General features: G+C 72.3%; 24 protein-coding genes. 8 read left to right on the top strand and 16 right to left on the bottom strand.

Going from position 1 to position 24,244, the window contains the following annotated elements; genetic code table 11:
• Positions 1–133 precede the first annotated feature (133 nt).
• On the bottom strand, positions 134–1,213 hold the full coding sequence (locus ACQP1P_RS04230; RefSeq protein ID WP_433083284.1) for an adenosine deaminase: 1,080 nt from the start codon (positions 1,211–1,213) through the stop codon (positions 134–136).
• A gap of 17 nt (positions 1,214–1,230) precedes the next feature.
• Between ACQP1P_RS04230 and ACQP1P_RS04225 the strand changes: the two genes are divergently transcribed.
• On the top strand, positions 1,231–2,061 hold the full coding sequence (locus tag ACQP1P_RS04225) for a putative RNA methyltransferase (protein ID WP_433083282.1): 831 nt from the start codon (positions 1,231–1,233) through the stop codon (positions 2,059–2,061).
• 110 nt (positions 2,062–2,171) lie between these two features.
• On the opposite strand, the gene ACQP1P_RS04220 is transcribed toward ACQP1P_RS04225, so the two are convergent.
• From ACQP1P_RS04220 to ACQP1P_RS04185, 8 genes are all read right to left on the bottom strand, one after another.
• Positions 2,172–2,852, bottom strand: coding sequence for a DUF4272 domain-containing protein (locus tag ACQP1P_RS04220; protein ID WP_433083280.1), 681 nt, complete (start codon positions 2,850–2,852; stop codon positions 2,172–2,174).
• A gap of 37 nt (positions 2,853–2,889) precedes the next feature.
• Positions 2,890–4,164 (bottom strand): thymidine phosphorylase, encoded by a 1,275-nt coding sequence (locus ACQP1P_RS04215; protein WP_433083278.1) that lies wholly within the window; start codon positions 4,162–4,164, stop codon positions 2,890–2,892.
• Positions 4,161–4,829: a cytidine deaminase gene (locus ACQP1P_RS04210; protein ID WP_433089823.1), complete on the bottom strand. Its 669-nt coding sequence runs from the start codon at positions 4,827–4,829 to the stop codon at positions 4,161–4,163. Before ACQP1P_RS04210 ends, ACQP1P_RS04215 begins: the two co-directional genes overlap by 4 nt.
• A gap of 87 nt (positions 4,830–4,916) precedes the next feature.
• Entirely contained in the window at positions 4,917–6,173 is a 1,257-nt protein-coding gene (locus ACQP1P_RS04205) for an ABC transporter permease (protein WP_433083276.1), read from the bottom strand.
• Complete coding sequence (locus ACQP1P_RS04200) at positions 6,170–7,342, bottom strand: ABC transporter permease (RefSeq protein ID WP_433083274.1); 1,173 nt, start codon at positions 7,340–7,342, stop codon at positions 6,170–6,172. The genes ACQP1P_RS04205 and ACQP1P_RS04200 overlap by 4 nt, the downstream gene beginning before the upstream one ends.
• Complete coding sequence (locus tag ACQP1P_RS04195; RefSeq protein ID WP_433083272.1) at positions 7,339–8,859, bottom strand: ABC transporter ATP-binding protein; 1,521 nt, start codon at positions 8,857–8,859, stop codon at positions 7,339–7,341. Before ACQP1P_RS04195 ends, ACQP1P_RS04200 begins: the two co-directional genes overlap by 4 nt.
• A 95-nt stretch (positions 8,860–8,954) precedes the next feature.
• Positions 8,955–10,016 carry a BMP family lipoprotein gene (locus ACQP1P_RS04190; RefSeq protein WP_433083270.1) on the bottom strand — a complete coding sequence of 354 codons (1,062 nt, stop codon included), beginning with the start codon at positions 10,014–10,016 and terminating at the stop codon, positions 8,955–8,957.
• A gap of 190 nt (positions 10,017–10,206) precedes the next feature.
• Positions 10,207–10,554, bottom strand: a complete 348-nt coding sequence (locus ACQP1P_RS04185) for a hypothetical protein (protein WP_433083268.1) — start codon at positions 10,552–10,554, stop codon at positions 10,207–10,209.
• A gap of 58 nt (positions 10,555–10,612) precedes the next feature.
• On the opposite strand from ACQP1P_RS04185, the gene ACQP1P_RS04180 reads away from it, so the two are divergent.
• Together ACQP1P_RS04180 and ACQP1P_RS04175 are read left to right on the top strand one after the other, a co-directional pair.
• Entirely contained in the window at positions 10,613–11,527 is a 915-nt protein-coding gene (locus ACQP1P_RS04180; RefSeq protein WP_433083266.1) for a MerR family transcriptional regulator, read from the top strand.
• A 54-nt stretch (positions 11,528–11,581) separates the two neighbouring features.
• Positions 11,582–13,057: a glycoside hydrolase family 13 protein gene (locus ACQP1P_RS04175; protein WP_433083264.1), complete on the top strand. Its 1,476-nt coding sequence runs from the start codon at positions 11,582–11,584 to the stop codon at positions 13,055–13,057.
• A gap of 241 nt (positions 13,058–13,298) precedes the next feature.
• Here the strand turns inward: ACQP1P_RS04175 and ACQP1P_RS04170 are convergent, their stop codons facing one another.
• From ACQP1P_RS04170 to trpS, 4 genes are all read right to left on the bottom strand, one after another.
• Positions 13,299–13,721, bottom strand: a complete 423-nt coding sequence (locus ACQP1P_RS04170; protein ID WP_433083262.1) for a hypothetical protein — start codon at positions 13,719–13,721, stop codon at positions 13,299–13,301.
• A gap of 8 nt (positions 13,722–13,729) precedes the next feature.
• Complete coding sequence (locus ACQP1P_RS04165) at positions 13,730–14,776, bottom strand: YihY/virulence factor BrkB family protein (protein ID WP_433083260.1); 1,047 nt, start codon at positions 14,774–14,776, stop codon at positions 13,730–13,732.
• 96 nt (positions 14,777–14,872) lie between these two features.
• Positions 14,873–15,400, bottom strand: coding sequence for a 2'-5' RNA ligase family protein (locus ACQP1P_RS04160; protein WP_433083258.1), 528 nt, complete (start codon positions 15,398–15,400; stop codon positions 14,873–14,875).
• A 1-nt stretch (position 15,401) separates the two neighbouring features.
• Positions 15,402–16,427 (bottom strand): tryptophan--tRNA ligase, encoded by a 1,026-nt coding sequence (gene trpS, locus ACQP1P_RS04155; protein WP_433083256.1) that lies wholly within the window; start codon positions 16,425–16,427, stop codon positions 15,402–15,404.
• A gap of 93 nt (positions 16,428–16,520) precedes the next feature.
• On the opposite strand from trpS, the gene ACQP1P_RS04150 reads away from it, so the two are divergent.
• The 4 genes from ACQP1P_RS04150 (at position 16,521) to ACQP1P_RS04135 (ending at position 20,165) form a co-directional block, all read left to right on the top strand.
• On the top strand, positions 16,521–17,105 hold the full coding sequence (locus ACQP1P_RS04150) for an RNA polymerase sigma factor (RefSeq protein ID WP_433083254.1): 585 nt from the start codon (positions 16,521–16,523) through the stop codon (positions 17,103–17,105).
• Entirely contained in the window at positions 17,095–18,375 is a 1,281-nt protein-coding gene (locus tag ACQP1P_RS04145; protein WP_433083253.1) for a hypothetical protein, read from the top strand. Before ACQP1P_RS04150 ends, ACQP1P_RS04145 begins: the two co-directional genes overlap by 11 nt.
• A 94-nt stretch (positions 18,376–18,469) precedes the next feature.
• Positions 18,470–18,958 carry an RNA polymerase sigma factor gene (locus ACQP1P_RS04140; RefSeq protein WP_433083251.1) on the top strand — a complete coding sequence of 163 codons (489 nt, stop codon included), beginning with the start codon at positions 18,470–18,472 and terminating at the stop codon, positions 18,956–18,958.
• Positions 18,951–20,165, top strand: a complete 1,215-nt coding sequence (locus tag ACQP1P_RS04135; RefSeq protein WP_433083249.1) for a hypothetical protein — start codon at positions 18,951–18,953, stop codon at positions 20,163–20,165. Before ACQP1P_RS04140 ends, ACQP1P_RS04135 begins: the two co-directional genes overlap by 8 nt.
• Before the next feature lie 48 nt (positions 20,166–20,213).
• On the opposite strand, the gene galE is transcribed toward ACQP1P_RS04135, so the two are convergent.
• Entirely contained in the window at positions 20,214–21,179 is a 966-nt protein-coding gene (gene galE / locus ACQP1P_RS04130) for a UDP-glucose 4-epimerase GalE (RefSeq protein WP_433083247.1), read from the bottom strand.
• Between the two features lie 81 nt (positions 21,180–21,260).
• Here galE and ACQP1P_RS04125 point away from each other — a divergent pair, with 81 nt between their 5' ends.
• Complete coding sequence (locus ACQP1P_RS04125; RefSeq protein WP_433083246.1) at positions 21,261–22,058, top strand: hemolysin family protein; 798 nt, start codon at positions 21,261–21,263, stop codon at positions 22,056–22,058.
• Here the strand turns inward: ACQP1P_RS04125 and cysN are convergent.
• Together cysN and cysD are read right to left on the bottom strand one after the other, a co-directional pair.
• Positions 22,042–23,331, bottom strand: coding sequence for a sulfate adenylyltransferase subunit CysN (gene cysN / locus ACQP1P_RS04120; protein WP_433083244.1), 1,290 nt, complete (start codon positions 23,329–23,331; stop codon positions 22,042–22,044). The genes ACQP1P_RS04125 and cysN overlap by 17 nt on opposite strands.
• A 3-nt stretch (positions 23,332–23,334) precedes the next feature.
• Positions 23,335–24,243, bottom strand: a complete 909-nt coding sequence (gene cysD, locus ACQP1P_RS04115) for a sulfate adenylyltransferase subunit CysD (protein ID WP_433083242.1) — start codon at positions 24,241–24,243, stop codon at positions 23,335–23,337.
• Position 24,244: the final 1 nt, after the last annotated feature.

The following is a 24,244-nucleotide window of genomic DNA, read 5'->3' as shown; positions in this document are numbered from 1 at the left end:
CCAGACCTCCGAGATTCCACCATGTCCCGTGCCAAGAAGAAAGCCCAGGTCTGCCGCTGTGGCTTATGTGCAATCTTTGCGGATATGTCCGTTTAATTGTTACTTGCGAAGAAGGGTGGGCTACATGCGGAGATCACACCAGCTTCGCGTACGCCGGCTTGATGACGTCGTTGATCAGCGCGAGGCGCTCGTCGAACGGAATGAACGCACTCTTCATCGCATTCACCGTGAACCACTGCAATTCCGGCCAGCCGTAGCCGAACGCCTCCACCAGCAGCGCCATCTCCCGCGACATGCTGGTGCCGCTCATGAGCCGGTTGTCCGTGTTGACGGTGACGCGGAACCGCAGGTCACGCAGCAGCCCGATCGGGTGCTCGCGGATCGAGGGGGCCGCGCCGGTCTGCACGTTGGAGGAGGGGCACAGCTCGAGCGGAATGCGCTTGTCCCGCACATATGCCGCAAGCCGCCCCAGCGTGTTGCTCTGATCGTCGCCGCGTGCGATGTCGTCGACGATGCGCACGCCGTGCCCGAGCCGGTCCGCGCCGCACCACTGCAGCGCCTGCCAGATCGAGGGCAGGCCGAACGCCTCGCCGGCGTGAATGGTGAAATGTGAGTTCTCGCGCTGGAGGTATTCAAAGGCGTCGAGGTGCCGGGTGGGCGGGAAGCCGGCCTCGGCCCCCGCGATGTCGAAGCCGACGACGCCGGCGTCGCGGTACCGGATGGAGAGCTCCGCGATCTCCATCGAGCGCGCGGCGTGCCGCATCGCGGTGAGCAGGGTGCCGACCCGGATCGGGTGGCCCGCCGCGGCCGCCTCGGCCGAGCCGGTCCGGAACCCGTCCAGCACCGCCTCGACGACCTCGGGCAGGGTGAGCCCGGCCTCCAGGTGCTGCTCGGGGGCGAAGCGGACCTCGGCGTAGACGACCCCGTCGGCGGCCAGGTCCAGCGCGCACTCGCGGGCGACCCGGTGCAGCGCGCCCGCGGTCTGCATCACCGCGACGGTGTGGGCGAAGGTGGTGAGGTACCGCTCCAGCGACCCCGAGTCCGCCGCCGCGACGAACCACTCCCCCAGCCCGTCGGGGGTGGCGGCCGGCAACTCGTGGCCGATCTCGGCCGCGAGGTCCAGGATCGTGGCGGGGCGCAGGCCCCCGTCGAGGTGGTCGTGGAGGAGGGCCTTGGGCGCGCGACGGATCTCGTCGAAGGTTGGTACAGCCATGGGCCGACACTAGTGGGGTGCGACCGGCTCTCATCACACATCTGCGCTGTCCCGTGTGCCGCGCCCCGTTCTCCCCCGGCGAGCGGGCGCTGCGATGCCCGCAGGGGCACGCTTTCGACGTCGCCCGGCAGGGGTACGTCGATCTGACCGCCGGCCGCCCCGCTCCCACCGGCGACACGGCGGAGATGGTCGCGGCCCGGGAGGCCCTGCTGGCCGCCGGCCACTTCGGTGCCCTGAGCGCGGCCGTGGCCGAGCTGACCGGGCGGGAACGGCCGGGCCTGGTGGTGGAGGTCGGCGCCGGCACGGCCCACTACCTCGCCGCCGCGACCGCCGGCGAGCGCGACGGGCTCGCGATCGACACCTCCAAGCCGGCCCTGCGCCGCGCCGCCCGGGCCGGCGAGCGCATCGGGGCCGTCCGCGCCGACGTCTGGCAGGGCCTGCCCGTCGCCGACCACGCCGCCGCCGTCATCCTCGACGTCTTCGCGCCCCGCTCCGGGGCCGAGTTCGCGCGCGTGCTGCACCCGCAGGGCGCCCTGGTCGTGGCCACCCCGGCCGCCGGTCACCTCGCCGAGCTCGTCGACGCGCTCGGCCTGATCCGCGTCGACCCGGCCAAGGGCGAGCGGCTGCACCGCAGCCTCGACCCCTGGTTTCTGCGCGCCGAGGCCCGGCGGGTCCGCACCCCGCTCGCCCTCGGCCGCGCCGACGCCTTCGCCCTGGTCGGGATGGGTCCGAGCGCGTGGCACACCGACCCGGACAAGATCCGCGCGGCCCTGGAGGGGATGCCGGAGCCGATCCCCGCCACCCTCGACGTCGACCTCACCGTGTGGCGCCCGCGCCCGAAGGACTGAAGCTGGATGGCGGGTGACCAGCGGCGGACCAGGCAGCGACGGCGCGCAGCGCCGAGCGGTGTCTGGCGGGAGCGACGGTCCGCACCATCGCGGACCCGAGTCATGGGCCGCTACGTGCTGAGATCGACCTGTTCCCAGCTCGGCGCCGCCCCGTGGTACGGCCCGGTGAACACCACCGCCCACTCCAGCGCCCACCGCCGCTGCCCCGCCGCGCCCGCGTCGAGCTGCCCGGGCAGGGGCAGCCGCCGCAGCGCGCACTCCCGCAGCGACCAGTCCAGGCAGTAATACAGGTCGAGCTGGCGGGCCGCGTCGGTGACCGAGCGCGGGGCGGCCAGGGTGCGCCGGCGCCAGGCCGCGAAGCTCTCCCCGTGGGCCAGGTCCGGCAGCCGCTCCATCAGCCCGTCGGCGGCGCCCCGCAGCGGGTCGAGGTCCATCGCGATGCCCAGCAGCCACGCCAGGGCGAACAGGGCCTCCACGTGCAGGGCGAACGCGCGCTCGTCGCCGTCGGCGTCGGCCACGAACCGCCACTCCGGCGGGGTGAGCCGGTCGACCAGCCGCGCCTCGGCCAGCCACTGCACGCCCAGCTCGGGCGGCATCCCCCAGGCCCGGGCGAGCACGACGTTCAGGCACGCGGCCCGGGCCTCGATCTCCGGCCCGGGGCGCAGCTCGATGTGGTCCCCCGGCTCCCAGACCAGCGGGAAGTCGGGCGGGGGAAGGGGGAGCCGCAGGCGGTGCAGCTCCTCGAGGCTCGCCTCCCGCACCCGCTGCGGATCCGGCGCCGTGGTGCTCACCCGCGCACAATAACCGCCCGTTCGGGCCGGCCCGGCATCAGGAGATCCGGTCGAGAATCAGCGGCCGCTTGGCCGGGGGCGCCTCGGCGAGCGTGATCGCCCCGCGGGCCACCTCCAGCGCCGCCGGCAACTTCGCGGCGTCCTCGGCCCGCAGCTCCATGATCACGTCGCCGGCGTGCACCGGCTCGCCCGGCTTGCGGTGCAGGATGATGCCGGCCGACGTGCTGACCGGGTCCTCCTTGCGGGCGCGACCGGCCCCGAGGCGCCACGCGGCCACGCCGACCGCGTACGCGTCCAGCCCCGACACGAACCCGTCCGCCGCCGCGGTGATCGTCTCCACCTCGTTCGCCACCGGCAGCGGGGCGTCCGGGTCGCCGCCCTGCGCCCGCACCAGGGCCCGCCACGAGTCCATCGCGCGGCCGGAGGCGATCGCGTCCTGCGGGTCGGCGTCGAGCCCGACCGCGTCGAGCATCTCCCGGGCCAGGGCCAGGGTGAGCGCCACGACGTCCTGCGGCCCACCGCCGGCCAGCACCTCCAGGGACTCCTCGACCTCGACGGAGTGCCCGACGGCCCGGCCGAGCGGCACCTCCATGTCGGTCAGCAGCGCCACGGTCGTCACGCCGTGCGCCTTGCCCAGCTCCACCATGGTGCGGGCCAGCTCGCGGGCGTCGGCGACCTCGCGCATGAACGCGCCCGAGCCGAACTTCACGTCGAGGATGAGCGCCGACGTACCCTCGGCGATCTTCTTGCTCATGATCGAGCTCGCGATGAGCGGGATGGCCTCGACCGTGCCGGTGACGTCCCGCAACGCGTAGAGCTTGCGGTCGGCCGGGGCCAGACCGTCGCCCGCGGCGCAGATCGCGGCGCCGATCGAGCGCAGCTGCTCGGTGAACTCCTCGTTGGAGAGCCTGGTGCCGAAGCCGCGGATCGCCTCCAGCTTGTCCAGCGTCCCGCCGGTGTGCCCGAGGCCCCGGCCGGACAGCTGCGGCACCGCCGCCCCGCACGCGGCCACGAGCGGCGTCAGCGGCAGCGTGATCTTGTCGCCGACCCCGCCGGTGGAGTGCTTGTCGACGGTCGGCCGGCCGACCTTGGACAGGTCCAGCCGCTCCCCCGAGGCGATCATCGCCGCGGTCCAGCGGGCGATCTCCCCGGGCGTCATGCCGTTGAGCAGGATCGCCATCGCCAGCGCCGACATCTGCTCGTCGGCGACCTCGCCCCGGGTGTAGGCGGCGACGACCCAGTCGATCTGCTCGTCGCTCAGCACGCCCTTGTCGCGCTTGGCGCGGATGACGTCCACGGCCGCGAAGCTCATCGCGTGCTCCAGTCCTGTTCGATGCCGGCCGGGCGGGGGGTGTCCCCGGCCCAGCTCGCGGTGCCCTGCGCGTCGACGACGACCACGCGGGGGGTGCGGATGCGGCCCCAGTCGACCGCCTCGGCCGGCGTGGCGAAGATCGGGCCCTCCTCCAGGATGCCCGCCGGTTCGTCGTCACCGGTGCCGGATGAGCGTTCCCAGTACGACGTCCAGACCTGCCGGCCCTCGGCGACGTCCGGGTGCACGAAGACGGTCCCGCTGCCGACCTTCAGCGCGAGCGCGGCGGGGACCGTCGGGCCCAGATCCACCTCGCGCTCGTTGACGCGGGCGAGGTCGGTGTCGTCGAAGGCGTACGGCAGCAGCGCCGACATCGGCAGCGGCCCGCCCACGTGATCGATGAGCAGCGTGGCCCCGCCGTGCTCCCAGAGCAGCTGGCGGCATCGCCCGCACGGCATGAGCGGCCGGCCCTCGGCGTCCACGCAGGCCAGCGCGACCAGGCGGCCGCCGCCACTGACCTGCAGGCTCGAGACCAGGCCGCACTCGGCGCACAGGCCGAGGCCGTAGGAGGCGTTCTCGACGTTGCACCCGACCACGACCCGGCCGTCGTCGACCAGCGCGGCGGCGCCGACCGGGAACTTGGAGTACGGCGCGTACGCCCGTTCCATGGCCGAGACCGCCGCGCCCCGCAGCGCGTCCCAATCAATCACGAGAGAGTTCACGGCTCAATAGTGCCTGGGCAAGGTCCTCCAAGGTCATCCGCCGCGGCGATAGGGCTTGCCGTCGGCCGCGGGCATGCGCAGTCGCTGGGCGGCCAGCGCCAGCACCACCAGCACCGTGATGTAGGGCGCGGCCTGCACGAGCGCCGTGGGGATCTTGTCGACGGTGAAGTAGATGACGTACGACAGGATGCCCAGCACGCCCGCGGCCACCCCGACCACGGTGTTGCGCCGCACGAACTCCCACACCGCCAGGGCCAGCAGCAGCGCCCCGACGAGGATGAGCAGCGCGTGCACCGACTCCGAGCCGCGGCGCAGCTGCAGCGCGTCGGTGTAGCCGAACAGCGAGGCGCCCAGCGCCAGCCCGCCCGGCCGCCAGTTGCCGAAGATCATCGCGGCGAGGCCGATGTAGCCGCGGCCGCCCGTCTGCCCCTCGCGGAAGATCACCGAGCTGACGGTCGAGAGGTACACGCCGCCGAGGCCGGCCATCGCGCCGGAGATGACGACGCCGTAGTACTTGTACTTGTAGACGTTGATGCCGAGGCTCTCGGCCGCCCGCGGGTCCTCGCCGACCGAGCGCACGCGCAGGCCGAACGGGCTGCGCCACAGCACCAGCCAGGTCCCGACGATGAGCAGCACCGCGAGCACCGTCACCAGCGACACGTCCACGAGCAGGCCGCGCAGCACGCCCGCCAGGTCGCTGACCAGGAACCAGTGGTGCTTCTCGAGCCCGGCGAGCCGGTCGACGAACGGCACCGAGACGCGCGGCACGGTCTGGTCGGGCTTGAGCGCGGGCGACTGGGTCGCGCCGCCGCTGCCCCACACGATGAAGGAGAGGTACCGCGTGATGCCCGGCGCCAGCAGCGTGATCGCGACGCCGGAGATGATGTGGTCGACCCCGAACGTCACCGTGGCCAGCGCGTGCAGCAGGCCGCCGATCGCGCCGCCGGCGATGCCGATGAGCAGGCCGACCCAGGGCCCGTAGTTGAGGCTGCCCCAGGCGCCGAACCAGGTGCCGAGGATCATCTGGCCCTCGAGGCCGATGTTGACCACGCCGGCCCGCTCCGACCACAGCCCGCCGAGGCCGGCCAGCCCGATCGGCACCGCGGCCTGCAGCGCGGCCTGGATGGCGCCCTGCGAGGTGACGTCGTCGGCCCCGGTGAGCAGGTGCACCAGCGACAGGCCGATCAGCGTGCCGGCGATGATGAGCAGGATCCGGGAGGTACTCATGCGGCGCCGCTTGGGCGCGGCCGGTCCCGCCGCGACGGCGGAGAGCATCGCGTCGGTGCTCACTTGGACTCCTCCGAGCTCGCGACCAGCGGGGCCGAGCCGACCGGGGCCGCGGTGGCGGCACCGACCCGCCGCTGCTGGGCGCGGCGGCCGATGCGGTTGGCCAGCTCATAGGCGACGACCACGGACAGGACGGCGACGCCCTGCATGATCACCACGATCTCCTTCGGGATGCCGTCGAGGTCGAGGATGAGCTGGGAGCGGGCCAGGAAGCCCCACAGGATCGCGCCCAGGGCCATGCCGACCGGGTGGTTGCGGCCCAGCAGCGCGACCGCGATGCCGGTGAAGCCGATGCCGCCGAAGCCCTCGGTGTAGGTGTGGGTCTCGCCGAGCATCCGCGGCAGGTTGACCAGGCCGCCGATGGCGCCCGAGATCACCATCGCGGTGATGACCATCTTCTTGGCGCTCACGCCGCTGGCCGTGGCCGCGAACGGGTTGTAGCCGGTGGCCCGCAGGTCGAAGCCGAAGCGGGTGCGGTTGATGGTGAACCAGTAGACGATGCCGAGGACCGCGGCGATGGCCAGGAAGCCCAGCACCTTCTGGTCGGTGCCGGAGACGATCGGCAGGCCGGGCATCCAGGAGCTCTCGGGCAGCACGCCCGTGGTCTTGATCTGCGCGCCGGGCTGCTGCACGCCCCAGTGGTCGTTGAGCAGCCAGGTCACCACCTGGCCGGCGATCGCGTTGAGCATCAGCGTGGAGATGACCTCGCTGACCCCGCGCTGGGTCTTGAGCAGCGCGGCGATCGAGGCCCAGATCGCGCCGACGATGGCCGCGACCACGATGATCAGCACGATCCGCAGCGAGCCGGGCATCCAGCTCATGAAGGAGGCGCTGGCCAGGGCCCCGGCCATGAACGCGCCGATCTTCGACTGGCCCTCGACGCCGATGTTGAACAGGCCCATCTTGAAGCCGATGGCCACGGCGACGGCGGCGATGTAGTACTCGCTGGCCTTGTTCAGGATCTCGACGATCGAGTCCGGCTGCGTGCCGAAGTCCAGCATGTCGCTGAAGGCCTGGGCCGCGTCCTTGCCGGTGAGCGAGAGCGCGATCCAGGAGATCACGGCGGCCAGCAGCAGCGCCGCGACCGGCGCGATGAGCTGGGGCAGGAGCTTGGCCGGGTCGACGCGCCGCCAGAACGGCGGCGGGGAGGCGGTGATGGTTCCCGCGCTCACTGGGAGGCCTCCTCGATCGTGGCGCCCGTCATCGCGACGCCGAGCTGTTCCGGGGTGACGGTGGCCGGGTCGGCGTCGGCCACCAGCCGTCCACCGTAGATGACCTTGAGGGAGTCCGACAGGCCGATCAGCTCGTCCAGGTCGGCCGAGATCAGCAGCACGCCCATGCCGGCGATGCGGGCGTTGCGGATGTGGTCCCAGATCGCGGCCTGCGCGCCGACGTCGACCCCGCGCGTCGGGTGGGCGGCGATGAGGACCTTCGGCTCGTGGCTCATCTCGCGGCCGACGATGAGCTTCTGCTGGTTGCCGCCGGAGAGGGCCACGGCGGCGACGTCGATGCTGGGGGTGCGCACGTCGTACTGCTCCACGATGCGCTGGGTGTCGCGCCGGGCGCCGCCGACGTCGATGAGCACGCCGCGGGCGTTGGGCCGCTCGGTCTGGTGGCCGAGGATCCGGTTCTCCCACAGCGGCGCGTCCAGCAGCAGGCCCTGGCGGTGCCGGTCCTCCGGCACGTAGCCGATGCCGGCCTCGCGGCGCCGCCGGGTGCTCCAGCCGGAGACGTTGTCGGCGCCGAGCCGGATGGTGCCGGTCGACTCGCGCATGCCGAGGATGGCCTCGGCCAGCTCGGCCTGGCCGTTGCCCTCGACGCCGGCGATGCCGACGACCTCGCCGCGGTGGATGGTGAAGGTCGCGTCGCTCACGACCGGGCGGCCCCCCGCCCCGAGGACCGTGAGCCCCTCGACGACCAGGGCCGGCTCGTCGGTGACGGTCGACTCGCGCGCCTCCGGGCTGGGCAGCTCGCTGCCGACCATGAGGGTGGCCAGCTGGCGGGCGCTCACGTCGGCCGGCTTGACCGAGGCGACGGTGGTACCGCGGCGGATGACGGTGATGTCGTCGGCGACCGCGCGGACCTCGTCGAGCTTGTGCGAGATGAACAGGACGGTCAGGCCCTCGCGGATGAGCTCGCGGAGGTTGCCGAAGAGCTCGTCGACCTCCTGCGGGACGAGCACCGCCGTCGGCTCGTCCAGGATGAGGATCCGGGCGCCGCGGTAGAGCACCTTGAGGATCTCGACGCGCTGGCGGTCGCCGACCCCGAGGTTCTCGACCAGCTCGTCCGGGCGCACGCCCAGGCCGTACCGCTGGGAGATCTCGGTGATCTTGGCCTTGGCCCGCGACCCGATGCCGTAGAGCTTCTCCGCCCCGAGCACCACGTTCTCGGTCACGGTGAAGTTGTCGGCGAGCATGAAGTGCTGGTGCACCATGCCGATGCCGGCCGCGATCGCGCCCTGCGGCGAGGAGAACCTGACCGCGCTCCCGTCGACGATGATCTCGCCCTCGTCGGGGGGCTGCATGCCGTAGAGGATCTTCATCAGGGTCGACTTGCCGGCACCGTTCTCACCGACGATCGCGTGGATCGTGCCCTTGCGCACGGTGAGGTTGACGTCGGAGTTGGCCACAACGCCGGGGAACCGCTTGGTGATCCCCTTCAGTTCGACGGCGGGTGGTTCCGCGGTCATCCAGGCTCCTAACAGATGAGGCGGGGGACCGGATCACAGTCCCCCGCCGAGCACCCGATGTCTACTACCGGGACGTACTACTTACTTGGACGGCCTTACTTGGACGGCACCGTGATCTTGCCGGAGGCGATGTCGGCCTTGGCCGCGTCCAGCTTGTCCTTGATGTCGTCGACCTGACCGCCGGAGGTGGCGTAGCCCACGCCGTCGACCTTGAGGTCGAAGACGGTCGCGCCGGCCGTGAACTTGCCGTCGGCGTAGTCCTTGACGAAGTTGAACACCGCGTTGTCGACCCGCTTGAGCATCGAGGTCATGATGACCGGCTTGAGCGAGGCGTCGGAGACGGTGTTGTACTGGTCCGAGTCGACGCCGATGGCCAGCGCCTTCTTGTCCTTGGCGGCCTCGAAGACGCCGGTGCCGGAGCCGCCGGCGGCCGCGTAGACGATGTCCGCACCCTGGTCGAACATGCCGCTGGCGGCCGTCTTGCCACCGGCCGGGTCGTTGAAGCCCTTGCAGGCGTCGGCCGGGGTCGACAGGTAGTTCGTCAGCACCTTGATGTCGGCCTTGGTGGCCTTGGCGCCGGCGGTGAAGCCCGCCTCGAACTTCTTGATCAGGTCGACCTGGCAGCCGCCGATGAAGCCGACGGTGCCCTTCTTGGTCTTCAGGGCGGCGGCGACGCCGACCAGGTAGGAGCCCTGCTCCTCGGCGAAGGTCAGGTCAGCCACGTTGGCGGCCTGGGTCCCGCCGTCCACGATCGCGAACTTCGTGTTCGGGCAGTCCTTGGCGGCGCGGGCGAGCGGCCCGTTCGCGGCGTCGGCGCCGTCGTAGACGAAGCCCACGGCGATGACCGGGTTGTAGCCGCTGGTGCAGAGCAGCTTCAGGCGCGAGTACTTGTCGTTCTCGCTCTCGCCGGCGACCGCGGCCAGGTCCTTGACATCGAGGTTGAGGTCGCTCTTGACCCGGTCGAGACCAGCGGCGGCGGAGTCGTTGAACGACTTGTCGCCCCGGCCGCCGATGTCGAACGCGAGGCCGACCTTGACGCTCTTCTTCGCGGGCGGCGCGCTGCCGTTGTCTCCCGTGCCACTGTCCTTGCTGTCACCGCAAGCGGCAGTGCTGCCCAACGCGACAAACGCCACCGCGGCGGCCGCGAGAACCTTCATCCCACGCACTCGGCGCAAGACGGTCTCCCTTCCCAATGCACCGCCCGAACGCGGTGAACCCAACGGCGGGAGCGTACGCCCTCGACGGTCCTGAACCATCGTTTGCTGCCGGGTTGGGAGGAGTGCGTTATAGGGCCGTGACGTGCGGAGCGCGCTCCCGCCCCGTGGGATCGATCTTGTAACACGCCGGTTACCGCCAAAACACGGCGACCGCGGCGTTCACGACCGTCAACCCGCCCAAAGCGAGGAAGTGGCCCCGGTTGACCTCGTCCCGCTTGCGGGAGAAGAAGGCCATCACGAAGATCATCAGCCCGATCACCAGCTTCACGGCGAGCTTGGCGGTCGGCGGCTCGTGATCCCCGCCACCGCGCAGCGGAGCGGCGAGCCCGAGACCGGTCACCACCTGGATGGTCGCGCCCCAGAGCATGGCCGGGTTGATCCGGAACTTCCCGGTGAGGTACTGCGCGATCGAGCCGCCCAGCAGCATCGCGAAGCCGATCAGGTGCAGGAAGAGGAGGATGAGCCGCAAAGGTTCCACCCGCGCAACCTAGCGACCCCTTGACTCTCCCGCAGCTGGAGGGTCGAGGATCCGCGGTATGAACATCGGCGAGCTGTCACGCCTCACGGGCCTGCCGGTCAAGACGATCCGGTACTACTCCGACGTCGGCCTGGTCCCCGAGGCGGAACGGTCGCACGCCGGGTACCGTCGCTACGACCACGGCTCGATCATGCGCCTGGAGTTCGTGCGCACGCTGCGCGAGCTGGGCCTGGACCTGGCCACCATCCGCCGGGTGCTGGAGCGGCGGGCGGACCTGGGCGAGGTGGCCGCGGCCCACGCGGCGGCCCTGGGCACCCAGATCCGGGTCCTGCGCCTGCGCCGGGCGGCCCTGCGCGCGGTGGCGGAGCGCGACGCGACCCCGGCCGACCTGGAGCGGCTGGCCAGGATCGCCCAGGCGAGCGCGGCCGAACGACAGCGCATCATCGACGAGTTCTTCGACAGCATCTTCTCCGGCATCGCGGACTCGTCGGAGTCCCGCGAGTTCACCGCGGGCCTGCGCAGCGTGTCCGCGGACCTGCCGGACGAGCCGACGGACGAGCAGGTGGACGCGTGGATCGAGCTGGCCGAGATGCTGCGGGCGCCGGACTTCCGCGAGCGGCTGCGGGAGATGGGCCGGCGCAGCTTCGCCCCGGACGCGCGCCGGATCGTGCCGACGGACCCGGCCGGCCTGCAGTGGTTCATCGGCCTGGTGGCGGACGCCCAGGACCGCGGCACCCCGTCCCCGGAGGCGGCGGTGGACGAGGTGATGGCCCGCTGGGCCGCCGCCGCGGGCCGGACCGACGACGCGGCGCTGCGCCGCGAGGTGGCGGACGCGATCGAGCTGTCGATCGAGCCGCGGGCGGAGCGGTACTGGCAGCTGATGGCGGTGATCAACGGCTGGCCCCCGATCCCGGCGACGATGCACCGCTGGGCCTGGTTCCTGGATGCCCTGCGCGCCACGCTGCCCGCCTGAGCACCGGTCCCGTTCCACCCTCGCCCGCCCCGGAGCGTCGGTAGCGTTGATCACGTGGAGTGGTGGCGTACCGCGGTCATCTATCAGATCTACCCCCGCAGCTTCGCCGACTCCGACGGCGACGGCATCGGCGATCTGCCCGGGATCACGTCGCGGCTGCCGCACCTGGCCGACCTCGGCGTGGACGCCCTGTGGCTGTCGCCGTTCTACCGCTCCCCCATGGTCGACGGCGGCTACGACGTGTCGGACTACCGGGACGTCGACCCGGTCTTCGGCACGCTGGCGGACTTCGACGCCCTGCTGGCCGAGGCGCACCGCCTGAACCTCCGGGTGATCGTCGACATCGTGCCGAATCACACGTCGTCGGCCCATCCCTGGTTCGCGGAGGGCCTGCGGGACCGGTACGTGTTCGCCGACGGCCGCGGCACCGACCCGCCGAACGCCTGGCGGTCCCTCTTCGGCGGCCCGGCCTGGAGCCGGTTGCCGGACGGCGCCTGGTACCTGCACTTCTTCGATCCCGGTCAGCCCGACTTGAACTGGGACAATCCGCAGGTGCGGGCCGAGTTCGCGGACATCCTGCACTTCTGGCTGAGTCGCGGCGTGGACGGCTTCCGCGTAGACGTCGCCCACGGCCTCATAAAGCCCGAAATTTCCGACATTTCGCCTATTTCAGTTTTTGACCAGGATCGCGTGCATGAGATCTATCGCGACTGGCGCAAGATCCTCGACGAGTACCCGGGCGAGCGCATGGCCGTGGCCGAGGTCTTCGACACCGAGCCGGCGCGGGTCGCGCGGTACGTGGCCGCGGACGAGCTGCACCAGGCCTTCAACTTCGACTTCCTCGATGCCCCGTGGGACCCGGCCGAGCTGCGGCGGATCATCGACGCCTCGCTCGCCGCGGCCGCCGGCGTCGGGGCGCCGCCGACCTGGGTGATCTCCAACCACGACCGGCGCCGGCCCGTCACCCGCTTCGGCGGCGGCGTCGTCGGCCTGCGCCGGGCCCGCGCCGCCGCGCTGCTCATGCTCGCGCTGCCCGGCGCCGCGTACGTCTACCAGGGCGAGGAGCTCGGCCTGCCCGAGGTGCTCGACCTGCCCGAGGAGGTCCGCACCGACCCGCAGTGGGTCCGGTCCGGCGGCGCCGAGCCGGGCCGCGACGGCTGCCGCGTGCCGCTGCCGTGGGAGGGCGACGAGCCGCCGTTCGGGTTCGGGCCGGGCGAGCGCGCCTGGCTGCCGATGCCGCCGGACTGGGCCGGGCGCACGGTCGCCGCGCAGCGCGTCGATCCCGACTCGATCCTCAACCTCTACCGCGACGCGATCCGCCTCCGCCGGCCCGCCACCACGCTGACCTGGCGGCCGGCCCCGGACGGCGTGCTGTGCTTCGAGACCGAGGGATTCCTGGTCGCGGCCAACCTCGGCGGGTCGGCGTTCACGCTGCCGGGCGAGCCGGTGCTGGCCAGTTCGCCGGTGGGCGGCACGCTGCCGCCCGACACGACGGTCTGGATGGAGCCGGGCCCCCGCCGCAACCCCTGAGACCCGCGAACTCCGTGAGCCCGTGAGCCCGTGAGCCCCGTCGCCGCCGCCGCGACAAGGAACCGGAGATCAGGGACCGGGCGGCGAGGGCGACGGGGGAATCACAGGACGCGCGAGGTAGAGCCGGGAAGAGAGGGCGACCGGGTGTGTGTGCCCGTTCCGCTTCTTGGCACCATACACAACCCGAAAAAGTTGGATCTTGCGATCTCACCCAGGGCGAGTCAGATACCGCGAAGCGTAGTCAGCTCGACAGCTTGGCGGCGATCCGGGAGAAGCCCGCCCGGATCTCCTCCACCGACGGTGGCTCGTGCGCGTGGTCGTCGTCGCCGTGGTCGTGGTCGTGGTACGACTCCTCGTAGCCGGCCAGCTCGGCGTCCAGCGCCGCCGTCTCCACGTCCTCGTTCTCCGCCGCCAGCCGGGACGCCGCGATGTCGCCCTGGATCTGGTCCACCGTCACGTGCGGCTGGAGCGGCTCGACGACCGCCATCAGGTCCTCGTCGGCCACCACGGCCTCGGCGAGCGCGAGCGCGTGCGCGCGCTCGTAGGGGCCGCACACGACCGGCTCCCACTCCTCCTCGTCGTTCATCGGGCCGAAGGTGATGATCCACGGCAGGGTCAGCGCCGGCGCGTCGGCCGGCAGGTCCAAAGTCACGAGTGCACCCACGGCGCCCATCATGACGGGTCGGAGCGCTCCGCACCCGCCGAACCGCCGGACGGCACGACCGGGGGTGTCCCCGGTGGCGCAACGTGAGCGGCCACCTCCGCGGCGTGTTCGGTCGCCACCGCCGCCTTTTCGACCAGCTCCGCCGCCCGCCGGGCCGCCTGCACGTCGGCCCGGGGCGCCCCGCCGGCGAGGTCGCGCATCCGCCCGTGCGGGCTGGTCGCCGAGAGCGCCGCCGCGAAGAGCAGGAGCTGGTGCAGCAGGTACATGTACAGCAGCAACCCGATCGTGCCCGCCACGAGCTGGTAGGCGGGATTGTGTTCGGTGCGGGTGATGTACCACTTCCCGACCGTCTTGAGCAGGCCCAGCCCGATCGCGAAGAGCAGCGCCGAGGGCCACAGCCGCCGCAGCGACATGCGCAGCCGGGGCACGCCGACGAGCAGGGCCGCGCCCAGGAACAGGTCCACGACCCCGGAGAGCAGGGTCGAGAAGCCGCGCAGCGCGACGCGCACCGGGTCCTGGTCCACGTCCCCGGCGAGCCAGTAGATCAGCTCCTGCATCCCGGCGAAGATGCCGATCGAGACGAGCAGCAGCAGGCCGAGCCCGACCAGCACCGCGAGGTCGAGCAGCCAGCGGACCACCGCGTTGCCGGGGTGCTCCTGCAGCTGCCACAGCGCCCGCTGGGACGAGCGCAGGTTCTCCACCCAGCCGACCCCGGCGATGATCAGGCCGGCCAGGGCGATGATGCCGATCTGCTGGCTGCCGGCGAAGATCTGGTCGCTCTGCAGCTGCGGCAGGTTGGCCTGCAGGTAGATCTGCACGCGCTCGACGACGAGCTTGTTGCCGCCCAGGACCCGGCCGAGGATGAAGAACAGCACGACGACCATCGCGAACACGGCGAAGAAGCCGTAGTACGCGGTCGCGGCGGCCAGGCGGACGGCGTCGACGTCGAAGTACCGCTCCTGGGCCCGCCACACGTGGTCGAACACCCGCGAGCGACTCCGGGCCGCCGCGACCATGCGATCGAAGCCGGCCTCCAGCCGGTCGAGAGCACTCACGCCGTCACCTCCGCAGGCTCCGGTGCCGGCGCGTCAACCCTGCGCCCCCGGTGAGCGGCCCCCCGGCCCGCTCCGGACCGCTCCGGACCGCTCACGTCAATCGTCCGCCGTCAGGCGGTACTCCGCATGGGGACGCCACCGGCCGCCGTCCTCGTGCTCGAACAGCGTGAACCCGCCGACCGTGAACGACGCCTCGTAGCCGGCCAGGTCCGCGAACGCCGCGTCGAGCTGGGCGGGCGAGACGTCGTGGGCGATGGTCACGTGCGGGTGGTACGGGAAGCGGGACCCCGAGAAGATCGTCCCGCCACCGAGCACCGCGGTGTGCAGCTGCTCGCACTCGCTGATCCCGGCCGCGACCGCGACGAACACGACCTGCGTGACGGGCCGGAACGTGCCGGTGCCGCGCAGGCGCACGGTGAAGGGCCGGTGCGCCCGCGCGACCTCGCCCAGGTGCCGGTCGATCGCCGGCAGCCGGGCGGCGTCGATCTCGGTCGGGCCGAGCAGGGTGACGTGAGCCGGCACGTGCTGCGCGACCAGGTCCCCGGCGGCCAGGCGGGCGGCGGTGAGCTCGCCGCCCCAGGGCTGCGGGATGTCGATCGCGACGCCGATGGTGGTCTTGGGCACCTCAGTGCGAGGCCGCGCCGGGAGCGAGGAAGCCGATGCGGTCGTACACCGTCTTCAGTGTCGGCACCGCGACCGCCCGCGCCTTCTCGGCCCCGATCGCGAGCAGCTTGTCGAGCTGGCCCGGGTCGTCGAGGTAGGCGTTCGTGCGCTGCTGGATCGGCTTGACGAACTCGGCCACGACCTCGGCGAGGTCCTTCTTCAGGTCGCCGTAGCCCTTGCCGTCGTACGCCGTGACGAGCTCCGGCACCGTCCGGCCGGTCAGCGCCGAGTAGATGGTGAGCAGGTTGGACACGCCCGGCTTGTGCTCCGGGTCGAAGATGATCTCGCGGCCGGTGTCGGTGACCGCCGAGCGGATCTTCTTGGCCGCGCGGGCCGGGTCCTCCAGCAGCTCGATGAGGCCGTTGGGGGTGGAGGCCGACTTGGACATCTTCGCCGTCGGCTCCTGCAGATCCGTGATCTTGGCGGTGTCCTTGATGATGAACGGCGCCGGGAGCGTGAAGGTCTGGCCGAACGTGGTGTTGAACCGCTGGGCCAGGTCGCGGGTCAGCTCGAGGTGCTGACGCTGGTCCTCGCCGACCGGGACGGCGTCGGCCTGGTACAGCAGGATGTCGGCCGCCTGCAGGATCGGGTAGGTGAACAGCCCGACGCTGGTGCGGTCCGCCCCCTGCCGGGCCGACTTGTCCTTGTACTGGGTCATCCGGGCGGCCTCGCCCATGCCGGTCAGGCAGTTCATCACCCAGGCGAGCTGCGCGTGCTCGGGCACATGGCTCTGCACGAACAGGGTGCAGCGCTCCGGGTCGAGCCCGATGGCCAGCAGCTGGGCGACGCCGACCCGGGTGCGCTTGCGCAGCAGCGCCGGGTCGTGGCCCATGGTGATCGCGTGCAGGTCGACCACGCAGTAGAAGGTGTCGTGCGTCTCCTGCATCGGCACCCAGTTGCGCAGGGCGCCGAGGTAGTTGCCCAGGTGGTACGAGTCGGCGGTGGGCTGGATCCCGGACAGGACCCGGGGCCGGGCGGGAGACGACATGACGCCATTCTGTCAGGCGCAACCGGATGCTTCACACAGGCGTCTGTCTGGATAGCGTGCTACTCCGCGCCGGTCGAAGAGGGAGGTGGACGAGTGGGCGACGAGCTCGAGGCCCGTGAGGCCGTGCGCGATGCGTATCAGGCGCACTATCGCCGGCTCGTGGCCGCCCTCTACGCGCTGACGGGCGACCACGCCGAGGCGCAGGACCTCGTGCAGGAGGCCTACGCCCGGGCGCTGGCCCGGCCCCGGCAGTTCCTCGACGTCGCCGACCCCGAGGCCTGGCTGCGCACCGTCGCCATGAACCTTGCACGCACGCGCTGGCGGCGGCGGCGTCTGTTCGACACACTGGTGCGCAGCGGCCGGGTCGCCCGTCCGGTGGAGAGCGTGCCGGGCGTCGACCCCAACCGGGTCGCCCTGGTCGCCGCCCTGCAACAGCTGTCGCAGGCCACGCGGGAGACGATCGTGCTGCACCACCTGGCCGACATGTCGGTCCACGAGGTCGCCGACGCCCTGGGCGTGCCGGTGGGCACGGTCAAGGCGCGGCTGTCGCGCGGCCGCGCCATGCTCGCCCAGCTCTTAAGCGACGTCGAGTCCGACCCGAGCACCCCGCGCCGCCGTCCGGCCCCGTCCCCCGCCCCGAGCCCCAGCCAGCCCCAGGAGGTGCGAGATGCGCCCTGAGCTGGACTTCCGCACGCTGCGGCAGCAGATCGAGGCGGCCACCTGGGTGCCGGACTTCGTGACCTTGTATCGCCGCGCCGGCCGCGTGCGCCTGCGGGACCGGCTGGCCGTGCTGGGCGCGCTGCTGGGCACCCTGGGGGTGCTCGCCCCGGTCGCGCTGGCCGGGATCTACGGCCGCCCCGGCCCGATGGTGCTCGGCCCCAACCCGGACCTGGGCGAGGCCTGGAGCCCGTCGGTCTCGGACCCGCCGACGGCCCCGGGCAAGTATCCGTCCACGACGACCGTGCTGGCCGCCGCCGGGGACCTGACCAACCTCGTGGCCGCCGTCGACGTCTGCGTGGAGATCCCCCAGGCCCGCCGCTGCAGCCTGCAGGTGACCGCGCTCGGCGGCGCCGCCCAGCGGCCGAGCCCCTACGTCGTGGACGCGCTGCGCAGCAGCCCGCTGGAGCGGCTCGCCAACGTCCAGCTGCTGCGGATCGCCGCGGCCACGTTCATCCTCAGCGGCGAGGTCGGCGCGGGGTCGCGGGCCAGCGTGCGCTTCGTGCTCTCGCCCGACGCCCAGACCCAGCTCGATCCGCAGGACACCCCGCCGGTGACGGGGCCCGGCGACCGGCTCGTGCTCGGGCCGGGCGACCGCAGCGTGCAGCTGGTGCAGTACGGCGACCTGTTCGGCGTCCGCGAGAGCGACGGCGCGCTGAGCATCATCGGCCAGCCGCCGATGGCCCGGCGCACGATCGCCCCGGGCCTGCCCGCCAAGGCCGGCTGGTGGGTCACCGGCGCCGATCTGCACTCCGGGGCGCCGGCCGTGAGCGTCAGCGCCGACCAGGGCGGGAGCTGGCTCGCCCGCACCCTCGACGCCCCGGCCGGCAGCGACGTGCCGACGGTGGCCTCGGCGGACGGGCACAGCGCGTGGGCCTTCGTGCCGTACAGCCATGCGATCAAGGTGTTCCGCACGACCGACGGCGGGTTCAACTGGCGCGAGGTGCGCGGCGCGGTCGAGCTGCCGGCGCAGCTCAAGACGCTGGACAACCGCTCGCTCGGGGCGCTGGTGCGCGCGGACCGTTCGGTGCTCATGTGGGTGCACTCGGAGACCGAGACGGTCTTCTTCGGCAGCAACGACGGCGAGCACTTCGCGGTCGTCCCGGGGCCCGGCGGGGTGATCGCCCCGCTCGACAACGGCTACGCGGCGCTCGGCGACCCGCCCAAGGTGTCGTCGGACGCGAAGGCCTGGCAGGACGCCGTGCTGTCCGGCACCGTCCTGCCCAACTGAAGCCCGGAAAGCCCGAACCGAAGCCCGGGAAAGCCCGGCTGAAGTCCGGGAAAGTTCTGGGAACCGGCGGGGTTCGCAGAGGATCGTTGTCAGCGTGGGCGACGTCGGCGAGGTGTACCACGCCTGTTACCGCAGGCTCGTGGTGCAGCTCTACGCGTTCACCACGGACCTGCCGGAGGCGCACGACGCGGTGCAGGAGGCGTTCGCGCGGGCCGTCGCCCGCCCGCGCGGCTTCGCCGGCATCGACAACCCCGAGGCCTGGCTGCGCGCGGTGGCGCTGAACGTCGTGCGCCGCCGCTGGCGCCGCCGCGGCATCCTCGACCGGTTCCTGCTGCGGGAACGGCCGCTGCAGGAGCACGCGGACCAGCCCGACGCCGACACCCGCACCGACGTGACCGACGCCCTCGACGCCATCCCCCGCAGCTACCGGGAGGTCATCGTGCTGCACTACTACGCCGACCTCAGCGTGGAGGAGATCGCCGCCGCGCTGAACGTGCCCACCGGCACCGTCAAGTCGCGCCTCTCGCGCGGCCGCGCCGCGCTGGCCGTGCGGCTGCCCGGATACGAGGTGGCGCGTGCCTGAGCAGCCCGTGCGCGATCCGCTGGAGTCGCGGCTGCGGGCCGAGCGCGACCGGCTCGACATCGAGCAGCCGCCGATGGAGGTCATCGCGGCCCGGGCCGCCGCCCTGCGCCGGCGCCGCTTCGCCGCCCGGGCCGGGGCCGCCGCGATCGCCGCGCTGGTCGCGACCGGCGTCGCCGCCGTCGCGCTGGAGCGCCGGGACGGCCCGGCCCCGACCGCGGCCGCGTCCGACCCGGCGGCGGTGTGGAGCGCCGACGGCATCACGATCAGCGGGCTGGCGCACCTGCCGGCCGACCTGCCGGGCACCGTGCGCGACGCCGAGTTCCTCGACGCCGACCGCGGCTTCCTGCTCACCGCGGACGGCTCCGGCACGTGGATCAGCCGCACCGTGGACGGGGGCCGGACCTGGAGCACCGTCCGCTCGCCGATCGCCGACCGGCCGGAGCTGATCACGATCCCGGGCGGGGCCGTGCTCGTCGGCCCCGGCCCGGGGCACCCGCGCGCGGCCACCACGGACGGGGTGCGGTGGAGCGGCGACAGCGCGCCGGTGGGGCCGGCCGCGGCGCTGACCGGCAACTCCCGGCTGATCGCCCTGGCCGGCGACGCGTGCGGCGCCCCGACGGGCTCGATCACCACGACCGATCTGGCGGCCGTACCGCAGCAGCCGCCCCTGACCGTGTGCTGGCGCTCCCGCGTGCGGGCCGGCGACGGCTCGTGGTGGGTGGGCGGGCGCGCCGCGGACGGGTCGCCGGCCGTGGCGGTCTCCCGCGACGGCGGCGTGAGCTGGGAACCGCACGTGTTCCCGGGCTTCCCCGCGAACGCGTCGGCCCGCGCGGCGATGCTCGGCCGCACGGTCTTCGCCGCGATCGTCGCGCCCCAGGAGGCGGCCGCGGCCCCGGAGCGCCTGCTCGCGGTGGCGACCTCGACGGACGGCGGGGCTTCGTTCGAGGCGCCCCACCCGACCGCGGGCCAGGCCACCATCGGCGGCGACCTGGTCCCGTTGCTCGACGGCCGCCTGCTCATCGTCGACGGCTACGGCCACTGGCTGGTCTCGGAGGACGGGGGTGCGTCCTGGGTACGGCTGGAGGGCCTGCACCAGACGATGCGGCTGGCGCGCACCGAGGCCGGCTACGTCGCCTACCGGATGACGACCATCTACACCGCGTTCTCCGTCGACGGCCTCACCTGGCAGAAGCTCGACGCGCAGTGATCCCGCCCGGCCCGGTTGTCAGCGGCTGCGTCCCGCGCGGTGGTGTCCTCAGCGGTTCATGAACGCCCAGGCGTCGGCGACCATCGTGGCGAGGTCGACGTGCCGCGGCGTCCAGGCCAGCTCGCGCTTGGCCTTGTCCGAGGACGCGACGAGCTGGGCCGGGTCGCCCGGGCGCCGCGGCGCCATCTCGACCGGGACGGGGTGCCCGGTGACCTGGCGCACGACCTCGACGACCTGGCGGTTGGAGAAGCCGGTGCCGTTGCCGAGGTTGAAGACGCGGTGTGCGGGCCCGTCCATCGTGTCCAGCGCCAGCAGGTGGGCCGCGCCGAGGTCGGCGACGTGGATGTAGTCGCGGATGTTGGTGCCGTCGGGGGTGTCGTAGTCGTCGCCGAAGATCTGCAGCTTCTCCCGCTTGCCCGCGGCGACCTGCAGCGCGATCGGGATCAGGTGCGTCTCCGGGTCGTGGCGCTCGCCGATCATGCCGCCGTCGGGCCGGCGCAGGGCTCCGGCGACGTTGAAGTACCGCAGGCTGACCGCGCTGAGCCCGTGCGCGACGGCGAACCCGCTCAGCGCGTGGTCGGCGGCGAGCTTGGAGGTCGCGTACGGGTTCGGCGGGCGCACCGCCGCCGTCTCCGGGATCGGCACGGTGTCGGGGTCGCCGTAGACGTTCGCAGTGGACGAGAACACCAGCCGCCGGATGCCGGCCGCCCGCATCGCGTCGAGCAGCCGCAGCGTGCCGATCGCGTTGTTCTCCCAGTACTTCTCCGGCTTCTGCACGCTCTCCCCGGCGGCGATGAAGGCCGCGAAGTGCAGCACCCCGTCGAAGTCGGGCGTCAGCAGGTCGCCGATCGCGTCGTGGACCCGCCCGCGCACGAAGGCGGCGCCGGCGGGCACCGCGTCCTCGTGGCCGGTGGAGAGATCGTCGAGCACGACCACCTCGTGCCCGGCATCGAGCAGCAGCGCGGTCACGATGCTGCCGATGTACCCGGCACCACCGGTGACGAGTAGCTTCACTACAACCTCCCAAAAGTCGACGCGTTCCAACAAATTTACACGTCGAAGGTGGTATGGAAAAAGGCGCCTACACTGTCATCCATGCCGGAGCCCGGCCATCAGAGTGGCCCCGGAACCCTACGGCAGGCTGCGGCCGCCCTGCTGACCCGCTGGGCGGAGCGCCTTCACGCTACCGCGACCCCGGCCCGCATCTCCGAGGCGCAACTGCGCACGCTCATCGCGGTGACCGCCGGCACCGGGCACGTGCGCGAGGTCATGGTGCCGCGCACCGAGGTCGTGTTCCTCGACGCCGCGCTCTCCGTCGCCGACGCCGTCCTGGCCGTGCGCGGGGCCCGGCACTCCCGCTTCCCGGTGATCGACGCCGACCCGGACGACGTGCTCGGCTTCGTGCACCTGCGCGACCTGCTGCTCACGCCCGCGGCCGGCAACCGCGAGCCGGCGGCGTCCCTGCGCGGCCTGACCCGTGAGGTGAAGCGGCTGCCGGCCAGCAAGCCGGTGCTGGCCGCGCTGTCGGAGATGCGGCGCGAGGGCCATCACCTTGCGGTGGTCGTGGACGAGTACGGCGGCACGGCCGGGATCGTCACGCTGGAGGACCTGATCGAGGAGCTCGTCGGGGAGATCCACGACGAGTACGACGCCCCGCCCGTCCCGGCCCGGGTGGACGAGGTCGACGGGCGGCTCAACCTGGCCGACCTCGCCGAGCGGATCGGGCTCCGGCTGCCCAGCGGCCCCTACGAGACCGTGGCCGGCTTCCTCATGGCCCGGCTCGGGCGGGTGCCCGAGGTCGGTGACCAGGTGCGCCACGACGGCTGGCACCTCCGGGTGAGCACCGTGGAGGGCCGCCGCGTGGCGCGCATCTCGGTCAGCCGGCCTCGATGATCATCCCGGCGCCGACCGTCCGGTTGGTCGACTCGTCGATGATGATGAACCCGCCCGTGGTGCGGTTGCGGCGGTACTCGTCCGCCAGCAGCGGCACCGTCGTGCGCAGCCGGACCCGGCCGATCTCGTTGAGCGCGAGCTGGTTCGCCGACTCGTCCCGGTGCAGGGTGTTGACGTCGAGGCGGTACTGCAGCCCGCGCACCACGGTGCGGGCCGAGCGGGTCGTGTGCTTGATGGCGTACTTCCCGCCGACCGTCAGCGGCCGGGTCTCGTCCATCCAGCAGATCATCGCCTCGATGTCCTGGGCGACCTGCGGGGCGTTGTTGGGCCGGCAGATGAGGTCACCGCGGGCGATGTCGATCTCGTCGGCGAGGCGGATCGTGACCGACATCGGGGGGTACGCCTCGGACAGCTCGCCGTCGGCGGTCTCGATGTGCGTGATCTTCGTCGTGAAGCCGGACGGCAGCACCATGACCTCGTCGCCGGGCTTCATCACGCCGGAGGCGATCTGGCCGGCGTAGCCGCGGTAGTCCGACACGGTGGTGGACTGCGGGCGGATCACGTACTGCACCGGGAACCGCACGTCGACCAGGTTGCGGTCGGAGGCGATGTGCACGTGCTCGAGGTGGTGCAGCAGCGACGGGCCCTCGTACCACGGCATGTTCTCGCTGCGGGTGACGAGGTTGTCGCCGTGCAGGGCCGAGATCGGGATCACGGTCAGGTCGGGCGCCTCGAGCTTGGCCGCGAACGAGGTGAACTCGTCGGCGATGCGCTCGAAGACCTCCTGCGAGTAGTCGACCAGGTCCATCTTGTTCACGCACAGCACGAGGTGCGGCACGCGCAGCAGCGAGCACAGGAACGCGTGCCGCCGGGACTGCTCGACCAGGCCCTTGCGCGCGTCGACCAGGATCAGCGCCAGGTCGGCGGTCGAGGCGCCGGTGACCATGTTCCGCGTGTACTGGATGTGGCCGGGCGTGTCGGCGATGATGAACTTGCGCCGGGGGGTGGCGAAGTAGCGGTACGCCACGTCGATCGTGATCCCCTGCTCCCGCTCGGCTCGCAGGCCGTCGGTGAGCAGCGCCAGGTTCGTGTACTCGTCGCCGCGCGAGCGCGAGGTCGCCTCGACCGCCTCCAGCTGGTCCTCGAAGATCGCCTTCGAGTCGTAGAGCAGGCGCCCGATGAGCGTCGACTTGCCGTCGTCGACCGAGCCCGCGGTCGCGAAGCGCAGGAGGTCCATCTGCCGCTGCTGCGGCGTCTCCAGCACGGAGGTCATGGCTTAGAAGTACCCCTCACGCTTGCGGTCTTCCATGGCCGCCTCGCTCACCTTGTCGTCGCCGCGGGTCGCCCCGCGCTCGGTGATGCGGGTGGCCGCGACCTCGTCGATGACCTTGTCGATCGTGTCCGCGTCGCTGCGGACGGCGGCGGTGCAGGACGCGTCCCCGACCGTGCGGTAGCGCACGCGCTCGGTGAACGGCGTCTCGCCGGCCTTGAGCGGCAGGAACTCGTTGATCGCGTAGAGCATCCCGCCGCGGTCGACGACCTCGCGGTCGTGCGCGTAGTAGATGCTCGGCAGCTCGATGCCCTCCCGGGCGATGTAGTGCCAGACGTCCAGCTCGGTCCAGTTGGACAGCGGGAACACGCGGATCGACTCGCCCGGGGCGATCCGGGCGTTGTACAGCGCCCAGAGCTCCGGCCGCTGGTTGCGCGGGTCCCACTGGCCGAAGTCGTCGCGGAACGAGAACACCCGCTCCTTCGCGCGCGCCTTCTCCTCGTCGCGCCGGGCGCCGCCGAAGAGCGAGTCGAAGCGGTACTTCTCCACCGCGTCGAGCAGCACCGGCGTCTGGATCCGGTTGCGCATCCCGTCGGCGGACTCGCGGACCATGCCCGCGTCGATCGCCTCCTGCACGCTGGCCACGATCAGCTGCACGTTGAGCTCGGACACCCGGCGGTCGCGGTACTGCAGCACCTCGGGGAAGTTGTGACCGGTGTCCACGTGCATGACGGGGAACGGGATGCGGGCGGGCGCGAACGCCTTCTCGGCCAGGCGGAGCATCACGATCGAGTCCTTGCCGCCGGAGAACAGCAGCACGGGCCGCTCGAACTCGGCGACCACCTCGCGCATGATGAACAGGCTCTCGGCCTCGAGAGCATCCAGGTGCGAGACCCGGTAGGGCGGCCGGCTCATG

Source organism: Dactylosporangium sp. CA-052675 (assembly GCF_050947935.1).
Classification (GTDB): Bacteria; Actinomycetota; Actinomycetes; order Mycobacteriales; family Micromonosporaceae; genus Dactylosporangium.
Note: the sequence above shows the minus strand (reverse complement) of the source record. Positions and strands in the feature narration are given on the sequence as shown.